The 11,910-nt window shown below is 65.6% G+C and carries 13 protein-coding genes; 9 read left to right on the top strand and 4 right to left on the bottom strand.

From position 1 onward, the window contains the following. Positions 1 to 13: 13 nt before the first annotated feature. Positions 14 to 577 (bottom strand): TetR/AcrR family transcriptional regulator, encoded by a 564-nt coding sequence (locus tag L3Q65_RS25745; RefSeq protein WP_182891344.1) that lies wholly within the window; start codon positions 575 to 577, stop codon positions 14 to 16. Positions 578 to 640: 63 nt separating this feature from the next. Between L3Q65_RS25745 and L3Q65_RS25740 the strand changes: the two genes are divergently transcribed. Continuing rightward, positions 641 to 1,465, top strand: a complete 825-nt coding sequence (locus tag L3Q65_RS25740; RefSeq protein WP_237596873.1) for an LLM class F420-dependent oxidoreductase — start codon at positions 641 to 643, stop codon at positions 1,463 to 1,465. A gap of 49 nt (positions 1,466 to 1,514) precedes the next feature. On the opposite strand, the gene L3Q65_RS25735 is transcribed toward L3Q65_RS25740, so the two are convergent. After that, a complete protein-coding gene (locus L3Q65_RS25735) occupies positions 1,515 to 2,822 on the bottom strand; it encodes a lipase family protein (RefSeq protein WP_182891346.1) in 1,308 nt (435 codons plus the stop codon). Positions 2,823 to 2,927: 105 nt separating this feature from the next. Beyond that, a complete protein-coding gene (locus L3Q65_RS25730; protein WP_237596872.1) occupies positions 2,928 to 3,902 on the bottom strand; it encodes a YafY family protein in 975 nt (324 codons plus the stop codon). 92 nt (positions 3,903 to 3,994) lie between these two features. Here L3Q65_RS25730 and L3Q65_RS25725 point away from each other — a divergent pair, with 92 nt between their 5' ends. The 4 genes from L3Q65_RS25725 to L3Q65_RS25710 all read left to right on the top strand — a co-directional run bounded on the left by L3Q65_RS25725 (position 3,995) and on the right by L3Q65_RS25710 (position 7,566). After that, entirely contained in the window at positions 3,995 to 4,396 is a 402-nt protein-coding gene (locus L3Q65_RS25725) for a RidA family protein (protein ID WP_237596871.1), read from the top strand. 51 nt (positions 4,397 to 4,447) lie between these two features. Then, the gene (locus L3Q65_RS25720; RefSeq protein ID WP_199818003.1) at positions 4,448 to 4,792 is read left to right on the top strand and encodes a PadR family transcriptional regulator; all 345 of its coding nucleotides are present in this window, start codon (positions 4,448 to 4,450) and stop codon (positions 4,790 to 4,792) included. A gap of 67 nt (positions 4,793 to 4,859) precedes the next feature. After that, positions 4,860 to 5,816: a hypothetical protein gene (locus tag L3Q65_RS25715; RefSeq protein WP_237596870.1), complete on the top strand. Its 957-nt coding sequence runs from the start codon at positions 4,860 to 4,862 to the stop codon at positions 5,814 to 5,816. A gap of 124 nt (positions 5,817 to 5,940) precedes the next feature. Further along, a complete protein-coding gene (locus tag L3Q65_RS25710; protein WP_220507167.1) occupies positions 5,941 to 7,566 on the top strand; it encodes a glycosyltransferase family 39 protein in 1,626 nt (541 codons plus the stop codon). Between the two features lie 169 nt (positions 7,567 to 7,735). Here L3Q65_RS25710 and L3Q65_RS25705 read toward each other — a convergent pair whose 3' ends face one another. Beyond that, entirely contained in the window at positions 7,736 to 8,458 is a 723-nt protein-coding gene (locus L3Q65_RS25705; protein WP_237596869.1) for a hypothetical protein, read from the bottom strand. Between the two features lie 400 nt (positions 8,459 to 8,858). On the opposite strand from L3Q65_RS25705, the gene L3Q65_RS25700 reads away from it, so the two are divergent. The 4 genes from L3Q65_RS25700 to L3Q65_RS25685 all read left to right on the top strand — a co-directional run bounded on the left by L3Q65_RS25700 (position 8,859) and on the right by L3Q65_RS25685 (position 11,832). Further along, complete coding sequence (locus L3Q65_RS25700; protein WP_237596868.1) at positions 8,859 to 9,548, top strand: hypothetical protein; 690 nt, start codon at positions 8,859 to 8,861, stop codon at positions 9,546 to 9,548. Next, positions 9,545 to 10,324 carry a hypothetical protein gene (locus L3Q65_RS25695; RefSeq protein WP_237596867.1) on the top strand — a complete coding sequence of 260 codons (780 nt, stop codon included), beginning with the start codon at positions 9,545 to 9,547 and terminating at the stop codon, positions 10,322 to 10,324. The genes L3Q65_RS25700 and L3Q65_RS25695 overlap by 4 nt, the downstream gene beginning before the upstream one ends. Before the next feature lie 50 nt (positions 10,325 to 10,374). Continuing rightward, the gene (locus L3Q65_RS25690; RefSeq protein ID WP_237596866.1) at positions 10,375 to 10,890 is read left to right on the top strand and encodes a DUF6315 family protein; all 516 of its coding nucleotides are present in this window, start codon (positions 10,375 to 10,377) and stop codon (positions 10,888 to 10,890) included. A gap of 204 nt (positions 10,891 to 11,094) precedes the next feature. Further along, positions 11,095 to 11,832 carry an IclR family transcriptional regulator gene (locus tag L3Q65_RS25685; protein WP_182891351.1) on the top strand — a complete coding sequence of 246 codons (738 nt, stop codon included), beginning with the start codon at positions 11,095 to 11,097 and terminating at the stop codon, positions 11,830 to 11,832. Positions 11,833 to 11,910: the final 78 nt, after the last annotated feature.

Here is an 11,910-nt window from a genome sequence, read left to right as displayed (position 1 = left end):
CTGTCGTGATATCTCACCGTGCGTGCGGTAGTGGACCACTGACGGCGGCTGGAGAAAGCCCGTCGAGGAGCAGGGCGAGGCAGCGGGGCCAGCTGGTGCCCGCGACGGCAGTGACCATGGTGATCAGGCAGGGGAGATCATCGAGCGTCAGGTCCGCGCGCACCGCGCCGGCCTCTTGCGCGCGCGACAGCACCTCGCCGAACGCCCCGAGATGCCGTCCGGCGATCTCGGCCGCGAGGGCGTTCCCGTTGACCAGCGCGAGGATCCCCGGGTGCTCGCGAAACGCCTCGACCCCGCTCTCCAGCACGATTTCCAACGCCCGCCGCGGATCCGGCTCGGCGGCGACGCGACGACGGATCGGCTCCACCTGTTCGGCGAAGTACTCCTCGAGCACGGCCGTCAGCAGGTCGTCCTTGGTCGGGAAGTGCCGGTAGAGCGTGCGTGCGCTGACCCCCGCGGCCTGCGCGATTTTGTCGAGCCAGACGTCGCCGCTGCCCTGGACGGCCGTCCGCGCCGCGGCAAGGATCTCGCGCCGGTTGTGCTGGGCGTCGGCTCGCGGGCGTTCGGTTCGGGGCACGGCGCCACGCTAGCATCGCCGAGCTAAATGTCAGTCGACTGACATTTAGGCTACGGTGGTCGCATGGACCACGGAATCGTCACCTTCCTCACCGACTACGGCATCGCCCCCGTGCGGCTCGGGCGAGCGGTGGAGGAGCGCGGGTTCGGCTCGCTGTTCCTCACCGAACACACGCACATCCCGGCCAGCAGGCGCACCCCGTACCCGGTGGGCGCGGCGGAACCGCAACCGCTGCCGCGGCATTACTCGCACACCTTCGACCCGTTCACCGCGCTCGCCGCCATCGCGGCCGGCACCGAACGGATCGGGCTCGGCACCGCGGTGTCGCTGGTCAGCCAGCATCACCCGATCACGCTGGCCAAGCAGGCGGCGAGCGTCGACGTGCTGTCCGGCGGCCGGTTCGAACTCGGGGCCGGCCCGGGCTGGAACGCCGAGGAAATGGCCAACCACGGCGTCGACCCGGCGCGTCCGCTCGCGCGCATGCTGGAACACATCGCCGCCGTCCGGACTATGTGGACGGAGGACGAACCGGAGTTCCACGGCGAGTTCGTCGACTTCGACCCGATCTGGTCCTGGCCCAAACCCGCGCGGCCGCTGCCCGTGCTGATCGGCGGGGTGGGGGTGAAGGTGCTGGACCGGGTCCTCAGCCACGGCGACGGCTGGCTTCCGCTGCCGCTGTACCCGATTGATTTCCTGCGCACGCGGATCACGGAACTGCGCGAGCGCGCGGGCCGTCATGTCCCGGTGACGTTGTACGGGGCGGATCCGGAGAAGCTGGCGGGCTACGCGGAGGCGGGGGTCGACCGGGTGCTGTTCGAACTCGAGGACCACGAGGACCCGGCGGATGCGTTGCGCCAGCTTGACCGGCTGGCGGAGCTGGCCTCGTGAGTGTTGGCGCCGGTTCTGACCGGCGCCAACACTCACGAGGCTTCGCGCTTCAGGAACCGGTGTGCTGCTCCGGCTCCAGCGAGTTCCCCGGCGGGATGTGCCCGCAGCTGGACGGCGCGGCCTTGCCCGCGAACCGGTCGTTGAGCCAGGCGATCGCGGCCGGGGCCCATGCCGGGACGGCGGTGGCGTGGCTGAGCGCGTCGTACTGCGTGTACTTGATCGAGGTGTTTCCGGTGTCGCAGTACTGATTCGCGAGCGCGCGGACGTCCCCGGCCACCATCACGCCGTCGCCGCCGCCGATGCCGGGTTCGTTGCTGACGGTGCCTTCGAGCGCGCCGTTGCTGGCCTGCGCGATGAATCCGGGGATCGAGGGCGTCGCCGCCGAGCCGATGTTCACCTTGTTGACCGCGTCGACGAACGGCGGCACCGAATCCGGGTCCGCGTACTCCGGCTTGACCAGTTTCTGCCAGGTCAGCCCGGGGTAGTGGCCGAGCGCGTTGACGATCGACGCGTGTTCGAGCTCGGCGAGCACCTTGAGGCCGTACTCGCTGGCGTACGGCTTGAGGTCGATGCCGTAGCTGCGCGAGACGCCGATCAGCGCCATCGGGATCACGCCGGACCAGACCGGGCTGCCGCCGACGTACTTGAGGTTGTGCGCGGGGTCGACGAGCACCCCGCCCTCGGCGAACCCGACGAGGTTCTTCTCGACCTCGGGCGCGTAGCTTCCGGCGATCGCCGACGCCCAGCCGGTCGCGATCGCGCCGCCGGAATAGCCGAGGAGGCCGAATTTGGTGGACTCGGTCATTCCGGTGCCGGACGCGTGCGTCGCGGCACGGATCGAGTCCAAAGTGGTCTTGCCGTATTCCGGACCGGCCGCGAAATCGGCAGTCGGCCCTTCGGTATCCGGGATGACGACGCTGTACCCGAGCGCGAGCGCCGGCGCGATGAGCAGCGACTCGGCGTTCGGCAGCACGCCGCCGAGCCGGACGTCGCCCGCGATCGCGCGGGACGGTGCGTCGGCGGGATCGAGCGAGTCGTACGCGGACTGGTACGACACGGCTTTTCCGTTGTTGCTCAAGGGATTGCGGACGACTGATGTGACGTTCGCGGTGGGATTGCCCTGTGCGTCGGCGGTCCGGTAGAGCAGCTGCGTGGCTTGTACTGGAGTCGGGAAGCCGAAGACGTGATATGTCAACGTCCGCGTCTTGAGTACGGTGCCCGGAGCGTACGACGAAAGCGGCGCGCTGCCGTCGTAGCTGTAGAAGGAATCGGCCGAAGCCGCGGCGGGCAGCGCGACGGCGGACGTGATCGCGAGAGCGGCGGCGGCGATCAGCGCACGGACGGGTTTCCGGATCATGACTCCCCTTTGAACCATGAAGTGGATCACGACTGGCCGGTAACTTACCAGCGAGTAGGTATCCGCACAACTACGGAAGGTGCAGGCCGGGCCGGTGCCGACGGCTCAGGCGGGCCCGGCGTAGGTCGCGGCGATCGCGGTGGCGCGCTTGTGCAACGCGGCACGCAATGATCGCGGCGCAAGGACTTCCGCGGCCGCGGCGAGCTGCCACAGCGCCCATTCGGCGTGCCGGGAATCCTGGAAAACCATCTCCAGCTGAAGCCATCCGTCCGGGCCGATTTCTTCGGCGTGAATGGCGAGCGCGGTGCGAGCCAATTCTTCCCGCCGCTCCGGGCGAATTCGGACTAGCGTGACGATCTGGTCTCCGCCGGTCCGGAACCGCGTGCTGCGTTCCTGCCACGCTCGGCCCAGGTCCACGCGATCCGGCCGCTGTGCGGGCTTGTCGAGTTCCTCGGCGGCCAGCACCCGGGACAGCCGGTAAGTCCGGTCCTCGCCATCGCGGGTGGCCAGCAGATATCCCTGCTCCCGCACGGTGACCAGTCCAATCGGGTGCACTGTGCGCCACTTCGGGGCTTGACTGACCGCTTGGTAGCGGATGCGCACCTGATGTCCGGCGAACACCGCGCGCCGGATCTCGGCGACCACGACGTCAGGCACGTCGTCGGCGACCGCGCGACGCGAGAGGAGGTCGATTTCCGGGTCGATGAGCAACCGCTCGGCCACGCCCGCGGCGGCGGTCCGATGGCTTTCCGGCAGTGCGTCGACCACCTTGAGCATGGCCGAAGCGAGCGCCGAACCGAGACCGAACGCATGCGCGCCGCGCCGCGATCCGGCGACCAGCAGGGCGAGCGCTTCGTCGTGGTTCAGCCCGGTGAGTTCGGTCTGAAATCCAGGCAGCAGCGCGAAACCGCCGTTCCGCCCGCGCTCGGCGTACACCGGGACGCCCGCCGCGGACAGCGCGTCGATGTCCCGCAAAACGGTGCGAGCGGACACTTCGAGTTCGCGGGCGAGGGTGGCCGCGGACAGCCGGCCGCGCTGGCGCAGCAGCAGAACCAGCGAGACCAACCGGTCGGCGCGCATGCCGAAAACTCTACCCAATACACGACACAGGATGTCGTGTATTGCTTGCGAGGCTGCTCCGCGTACTGCTGAGAAGCGAAGGGGAGCAAGTGGTGGAGAGAACGACTGTCAACCCGTGGGCGTGGTCGACGGCGATGGGCTACAACCAGGGCGAACTGGTGTCCGGGCCGGTCCGGACCCTGTACTGCTCCGGGCAGACCGCGGTGAACGGCGACGGCGAACCGCAGCACGCCGGGGACATGGCGAAACAGATGGCGCTGAGTCTCGACAATCTGGAAGCAGTGCTCGCCGAAGCGGGCATGTCGCTGGAAAACCTGGTCCGGCTCAACGTCTACACGACCGACGTCGACCTGCTTTTCCAGCACTACGGCGTCCTCGCCGGTCGCCTGGCCGAGGCCGGCGTCGCCCCGTCGACCACGATGCTCGGCGTGATCCGGCTGGCGATCCCGGCCCTGCTGGTCGAACTGGAGGGGACCGCAGTCGCTGACCAGTAGGTTCGTTGCTTCGGCGGCCCGCATATATCGCGACGTGATATATATGGACGGGTGACCGAACGAGGCATGTCGGAGCAGGTCTTCCTGATCCTCACCGCGCTCGCCGACGAACCGAAGCACGGCTACGGCATCGTCCAGGCCGTCGAAAAGCTGTCCGAAAACCGCGTCCGGCTGCGGGTCGGCACGCTGTACGGCGTGCTGGACCGGCTGGTCGCCGACGGCTGGGCGGAACGGGACAAGGAGGAGATCCACCAGGGGCGGCTCCGCCGGTATTACCGGCTGACCGATCTGGGCGGCCGTACTTTGGCCGAGCAGACCCGGCGCTTGGCCGCGAACGCCGCTGCCGCGGAGTCGGTGTTGCGGGCGCGGGGCTGGGCGCTCGGGGGTGGGGCATGAGCGTTCTCGAGGCCCGGCCGGCAGGGTTGCCTCGCCCTGGCGGATTCGCCGACCTGGGCGGCTGGGCATGACCGCGCCGGAACTGCGGTACCGCCGGATGGTGCGGATTCTCCCTCGTTGGTACCGCGCCGACCGCGAGGACGAAATGGTCGGCGCCCTGCTGGACGCGCGGGAAGCCGGTCGTCTCGCGGCCGGGCGTGAACTGCTCGCGATGCTGGGGCTGGGCTTGCGTGCCAGGCTGGCCGCTGGCTCAGCCCCAGCTCGCGTGGTCGCTTTCGGCGACACCGTCCGGCTGGTCGCCCTGCTCGGACTCTTCTGGGCAGCGATGAAGGGCGTCTTCTCCCTCGGCCACGACTTGTGCGACGCGCTCGGCTACCCGCGAACGAGCGGCCTCCACGCCTCCGCGACCGATACCGGCCTGTCGCTTTACCCTTCCCCGTTGGCTCAGCAGCTTGGGCGGGACGTCGCGCTGGCCGCCGCCGCCGTCGTACCGCTCGCGCTCCTTTTCTCCGGACGGCGCCGAGCCGCGCGAGTAGTCGCCGGAATCGTGCTGGTCGCCGGATTCGCGGCGTTCCTGTATCAGTATTCATTCAGTTTCAGCCCTGACCTGCTCGGCTACTTCGTCCCGCAATGGCTGCCGCTGCTGCTCCTGATCGCCGGATTCCATCTCGGAGCCCCGCTGCCGGCCGCGCGTAACTGGTGGACCGCATTAGCCGGGGGTGCGGCTTCCGTGTTTTACTTCGGTTCCTTCGTCGAAGCGGACCTGCGCGGGATTTCCTGGTTCGCATGGGCGGCCGTGCTTGTCATTCTCGCTTATTTCGCGTTCCGGCGACGTTCGGCCGCGTGGTCGTTCTCGCTCGCGGTGTGCTGTTCGCTGGTGCTGATCCAGCCGCTTGTCCTCGTCGCGACCATGGCCGCGGGCACGTTCCAGGCACTGGATCTAGTGCAGGTCTTCCTGGCGGGCGCGGGCATCGCAGCGCTGACCGCAGCCGGAATCATCGATTACCGCCGTCAAACCGCATAGCGCTCTTTCAACAAGGATTCTCATGGACACCATGCCAAGGGCGCTTCCGCGCGCCTTGAATCAGCCCAATTACGCGCTCAATAACAGGCGAAGAAACAGCTGGATAGTCATCGGTTCTATCCTTTTGATCGCCATTCTCGGCTACTTCACCCGCTGGATCTGCGACGACGCGCTAATCTTCACCAGAATTGTCGAGCAAATCCTCGCCGGAAACGGTCCGGTCTACAATCTCGGTGAACGAGCCGAGGCTTCCACGAGCACGCTGTGGCAATGGCTGCTCGCCTTCGCCGGATTCGTGTTCGGCCGATCGGACACCTCGACCCTGTCCTGGATGCTCGGTCTCCTGCTCAGCGCCGCCGGGTTCGGATTCGCGGTCAGCGCGACGATCCGGTTGCACGGCGGGCGCGCCGCGGCGATGGTGCCGTGCGGCGTCCTCGTGCTGCTGGGAGTGCGGCCGGTGTGGCAGTACGCGACGTCCGGGCTGGAGACCGGGCTGAACACGTTCTGGATGGCGCTCTGCTGGTGGCTGCTCGTGCGCTTGCGCGAAAGCACTTCCGCCAGATCTGTTGTCGCAGCAGCGTTCGTGATCGGATTGGGCCCGCTGGTCCGTCCGGAACAGGCGTTGGTGGCCGCGGTATTCCTGGTGGCACTCTGGCTGGTGACAAAGCCGAGTTGGCGAGTCGTCCTCGCCGCGGTCGCGGCCGCCGGAGCGCTGCCGGTCGGGTACGAGATCTTCCGCATGGGCTTCTACGGCATCCTCGTGCCGATGCCCGCGCTCACCAAAAACGCGAGCGAATCCTTCTGGGGCCGCGGATTCGGGTACGTCGGCGATTTCGTGAACCCGTACCTGCTGTGGTTGCCGCTGGTCCTCTGCACCGTCCTGCTCGCCGGGGCGCTCCGGAGGCAGCGCACCGATCGGATCGTCACCCTCGCTCCGGTGGCCGCCGGTGTGCTGTCGCTGGGATACCTGCTGAAGGTCGGCGGCGACTACATGCACGCGCGCATGGCGCTGCCGATCTTCTTCCTGCTGATGCTGCCGGTGCTGGTGCTCCCGGCGGCGAAGAAGACGCGGGTGATCGGCGCCGTCCTGCTGGCGTGGGCGGTTTTCTGCGCCGGCATCGGCCAGTTCGTCCCGCAAGACGGCAAGCTCATCGACGACGAGCGCGGCTACTACCACGCGTGGACCGGCAAGAGGTATCCCACCGAGTCGGCGGATTTCACCCCGAAGATGAAATATCTCAAGGACGCCGTCAGCCCGCGCGCCCTGACCTACGAGGATCCGCGGGGGCGGATCCTGACGACCCGGCTGCGCGCGGACGTCCCGTCGAAGTCCATGGTCACCGGGGTGTATCTGGGGACGGTCGGCGTCATGTCGCCGGTGGACGCCGGCGTCGTCGACTTCTGGGGCCTCGCCAACCCGATCGGCGCGCGGTTCGAATTCCCGACGGTGAAACCAGGCCACTCGAAACCGCTGAGCAACGCCTGGCTGCTGGCGGACTACGCGGACCCGTCGGCCCCGGTTCTCGCTCCGGGCAACTTCGCCATGCGCGCCGACATCACCGCGGACCAGGTCGCCGCCGCCCGGCACGCGCTGAGCTGCGGGGACTTGGCGGAGATCCAGCGGTCCACCCGCGAGCCGATGTCGCCGGGCCGGTTCTGGGCCAACCTCACCGGAGCCGTGCACCGGACCGGGGTGACCGTCCCGCCAGACCCGTTCGTCGCGGAGCGGACCTTCTGCGGAGGCCCGTGATCTTCTGCGGAGGACCGTGAGGCGGGACGAGAAGCCCGGTCGGATGTGCGTTGCGATTTGCGATGTAGACAGCGTTCAGCTTGGAAATGACTTGGCCGTCAGGCATGTCACGAGAGGGATTCGCTGCCGGAGAAAGCTACACGGGCCGCTGGACCGTCGGTTTCAGGCCTCAGAGAGTCCACTGGAAGCCGACTGCAGCATCGAGCGCTGGCACGAAGAGCCTTGCCGTTCCGTCAGCGACCTTCAGCGGATGCCTTTCCGATGGCTCGCCGGAGAGATGGTCGTCCCAGACACACCACCACACTTGCCGGGGCAGCTTTCCAGCGAACGCCGCGATCACGTAGGCGTTCTCGACCCTGGCGTGAACCTGTCGGCGAACCTCCGTCCGGAGAGCTTGATACCTCCCGAATCGGGTGTGATAGTCCAAGGCGGCAGTCTCTCCTAGCCGAAGCGGTCGTTCCAGCTCGATCTCGATCCCGTGGAGGCCGCTGCCGTATCTGTGTTTGCGGCCCGGCCGACCGCCATAGAGCACGTCCACCCGGTGTGCCTCCGGCTCGTGGTTGAAAAAGTAGAACCACACGCCGTCCTCGACCGCGCGGATCGTCTGCGTCGTATGTCGGCTTCGCAAGTAGCGTCCTCCCTCCACCACATAGCGTTCCACCAGATTCACTGTGCGATGCCGCTGCGGGAAGATCATCTCCGTCCTGGCACGAGCGCGCTTACCGGTGCGAGATATCGCCGCGCTCTTGCTTGTGAGGGCGCTCCGGATACGGTCGCGGTCAGAGTCGCTGATCCCGAAAGCTGAGATGAACAACTGCAGCGTGGACTCGGTGAGGTGCTCGCCCGAGAAGGCTCTGCTGACCAGGTCTTTCAAAGCCCGTGCATCGGTCACCTGGCCAACGTGTGTGTTCCGCTCAAGGTGATCTGTCAGCACCCGAGCAACCGCAGCCTGGCACAACGTGCCGCGTTCGCGGCCCGTCCTGCGCATCCAGCGGTTCCGGTATTGACCATTGTTCATCAAGAGGTCCTGAAGAAGACGTCCCGCAGCCTGGGTGTTGAGGTGAGGTCTTGCCATAGCTAACCGCCTTATCGAAGAGGGAAACCGGCTATTGTAGCAATCGATGAATCCGTGTCATTCCCGCTTTCGAGTGATTGCGAGTCGGTTTCGGTCAAGGATCCGCTGGTGGAACTTGGATTCAAGATTACTCCGCGACGCAAGCGCGACATTAGCTGCTCCGTCAGCGTTAGCGTTGAGTCGCAAGAGCGGACTGCAGCGTATTGATGGAGGCGAAATGTTTGTTCCAGGGGGTTCGGGAGACCGTGGCGACGAGTCAATTATTCGAGCTGTTGAATTTGGTGATTCCCGGGAAGTCGGAGATTTTCGTCACGGAAGTGAGGCGGGTATCGACGGGGGTGTATCTGAGTTGACAGCGATGGCTGAATGTTATCAGGCTCTTCGTGAATTGCCGGACGACCGCAAGGTGCGATCTATCCTCTGGTTAATCCAGGCATGGCGGCTCGGGGACCTTGTTCAGTGTCGGCTCGGTGTATCTTCTGATTCCGGCGCGGAATCTGGGTCGGCGGTACAGTTTGCGGAGGAGGACCTCGGTCCGCGCGTGTTTATGGGGTCGAAGAAGCCGCAGAGTCAGGCTGAGCGGATCGCTTGTCTGGCTTATTATCTTACTTACTTCCGCGGTATTCAGCATTTTAAGGCCAAAGATATCGAGACGCTGAACACTGAGGCGGCGGGGCAGAAAATAGGAAACTTGTCCAGGGATATCGACAATGCGGACCGGCATAGTGGGTACATTGTCTCTGCTGGGACTGGAATGAAGCAGTTGACAATGCGCGGCGAGGCCGTGGTCAAGGCGCTTCCTGCGCGCGATGGTGTTAAAAGGGCGCTCGCGGAGAATCCTTATCGCGCGAGGCGAAACTTGGCTGGCGGGCGAAAGGGTCCGGTAGGTGTAGAGGGGGAGCAGTGAACGTCGACGCGCGCAAAGTGCTAGAGGATACCTATGAGTTGAATCTGGTCTACGAGTTGTTGGATGCTTATGGTGAAGCCAAGCGAAACTACCTGCTTGGCGGACACCGACTAAGCGAAGTGGAAGGCGGCCGCTTCTGTGAGGCTGCGTACCGGATTCTGGAGTCCATGACAATCGGGCGCTTTACGCCCATTGACGGGATTCTCAACACTGAGAAAGTTGCACGAAAACTGGGGGACCTTCCGCTGGGCTCGCACCCGAAATCGGTTCGCATATACCTGCCGCGAGCGTTGCGTGTTGTCTACGATATTCGCAACAGTCGGGATGCGGCGCACCTGGCTGATGGTATTGATCCGAACGTGCAGGATGCGACTTTGGTGGTATCAGTGCTGGACTGGGTGGTCGCTGAACTGATCCGGCTCAGCGGAAAAGTTTCTGCTGATCGGGCCCAGTTGCTTGTCGATGAACTCGTGACTCGTAAGTACCCTTCAGTGCAGGTTTTCCGCGACAAGCCGCGCGTTATCCGTGCAGACCTTAAGGCGGGTGAGGTAGTTCTGGTCTTGCTTTATCATGCGGGCTCTGCTGGAAGCTCTTTTCGGGAACTCAAAGAATGGGTATCCTCCACGATGGCAAAAAATCTCAAGAGAACTGTTGATGTGCTGGACGGAAAGGCTCTTGTGCACCGGTCGGACGGTCATGTGTTCATTACTCGCGCCGGTGAGAACGCTGTCGAGGGCGGACGATTATTGGATCTTAATCCTGTTGAGAATAACTGATGTCCAGAAGGGATCAATCGTACCTTGCCCTGTGCTGCGAATGTGGCTCCATGAGGAAAGTAAGCGACTGGGACAATTGGGGAGAAGCATCGCCGACGGGAGATGTAGGGGGCGAGTCCGCCTATGGTCGCTGCTATGTCTGGCGGAAATGCGCCGTGTGCGGGACGCTCACCCAGCATGCGTACCTGCGCGACGACGAGGATCGAGACGAGGCGGAAAGGGCAATGCTCGGTATCGACGCCGCACGGGCCGCAGAGCTGGTCCTGGCCGGCGCACAGATCGCGGGCTTGGTGCAGTGGCTGGAGGAGCACGCCGTCCGCGTGGAGTGGCGGGATCTCGAAACCCAGGAGACAAGCGGCATGATCACCCGTTATCTGGATGACGGGGCCTACGCGGTCCTGCTCGACAGGACGGCCACAACGCTCGATCTTGTAGCCGGGCTCGAACAGGCCGTACGGATCGTCCAGCGTCCGGAAAGGTGGATGCTCTGGTTCGCGGTGCCGAGCACCTCTCATGGACCGCCCTATGTTTACTACCCGTTGCGAGCAGATCCAGGCAAGACTTGATCTGGTCTTTCTTCGCCCACACCAGCGGTGTCGATCGCGGATGCTTCAAGCGATGTGGTCAGTGTGCTCCTCTGCGGCGGTCGGTGCCCAAGCCCGTTCGGCGCTCTTCTGCAGAGGCCCGTGATCTTCTCCGGCGGAACTGCTCTTGCCCAGGTCAGAGCGGTAGCGCATGCTGGAGTCCGCAGCGACGCGGAGGTGAGGGGAATGGCGGCTGAGCCGACCTTGATCGGGTCCGTGCGGCGCGCGCTGCATCTGCTCGACGCGGTCGGCGCGAGCGAACGGCCGGTGCCGGCCAAGGTGCTCGCCCGCACGGTCGGGCTGCCGCTGCCCACGACGTATCACCTGCTGCGCACCCTCGTCCACGAGGGATACCTCTGCAAGCTCGACGACGGCTACGCGCTCGGCAGCCAGGTCAGCGAACTGCGCCAGCACACGTCGCTGCACGCGTTGCTGCCGAAGACCCGCCCGGTGCTGCGAGCCCTGCGCGACGAGGTCCACGGCGCGGCCTACCTCTCGCTCTACTCCGATGGAGACATCAAGCTCATCGACATCGCCGACGGGCCGACCGCCCCCTCGGTCGATCTGTGGGTCGGCGTCCACGAATCCGCGCACGCGACGGCATTCGGCAAGTGCATCCTGTCCGGCCTCGACAGCGAGGGACGCCGGGACTACCTGTCGCGGCACCAGCTGGCCGATCTCACGCCGCACACCATCACGGACAGCCGGGTGCTGGAGCAGCGGCTGTCGCAGAGCGGGGATGTGTTCAACGATCGCGAGGAGTATCTGCTCGGTACCGCGTGCCTGGCGACGACGGTCCGTACGCCGGGTGCGTTGGGTGCGGTAGCGATCTCCCTGCCCGCGCGCCGCCTGGGTTCCGCACCCCTGCAGTCCTTGCGCCGAGCAGCCCAACGGGTGTCCCGCGCCCTGGCCGTCACGCGCTGAACCGGCCCGTTATCACCATCTGAAATCCAGCCCGTTGTCCGGCGGACCGCGCCCGGCGAAAGTGGCCTCCAGAGCGAA

It is taken from the genome of Amycolatopsis sp. FU40 (assembly GCF_021903635.1).
GTDB classification, from domain to species: Bacteria; Actinomycetota; Actinomycetes; order Mycobacteriales; family Pseudonocardiaceae; genus Amycolatopsis; species Amycolatopsis dendrobii.
Note: the sequence above shows the minus strand (reverse complement) of the source record. Positions and strands in the feature narration are given on the sequence as shown.

What these genes read in the sequence shown, in the direction of transcription:
- L3Q65_RS25740 (WP_237596873.1), top strand. Translation starts at nt 641, where the DNA reads ATGGACCACGGAATCGTCACCTTCCTCACCGACTACGGCATCGCCCCC.
- L3Q65_RS25735 (WP_182891346.1), bottom strand. Translation starts at nt 2,822, where the DNA reads ATGATCCGGAAACCCGTCCGTGCGCTGATCGCCGCCGCCGCTCTCGCG.
- L3Q65_RS25730 (WP_237596872.1), bottom strand. Translation starts at nt 3,902, where the DNA reads ATGCGCGCCGACCGGTTGGTCTCGCTGGTTCTGCTGCTGCGCCAGCGC.
- L3Q65_RS25715 (WP_237596870.1), top strand. Translation starts at nt 4,860, where the DNA reads ATGACCGCGCCGGAACTGCGGTACCGCCGGATGGTGCGGATTCTCCCT.
- L3Q65_RS25700 (WP_237596868.1), top strand. Translation starts at nt 8,859, where the DNA reads ATGTTTGTTCCAGGGGGTTCGGGAGACCGTGGCGACGAGTCAATTATT.
- L3Q65_RS25690 (WP_237596866.1), top strand. Translation starts at nt 10,375, where the DNA reads ATGAGGAAAGTAAGCGACTGGGACAATTGGGGAGAAGCATCGCCGACG.
- L3Q65_RS25685 (WP_182891351.1), top strand. Translation starts at nt 11,095, where the DNA reads ATGGCGGCTGAGCCGACCTTGATCGGGTCCGTGCGGCGCGCGCTGCAT.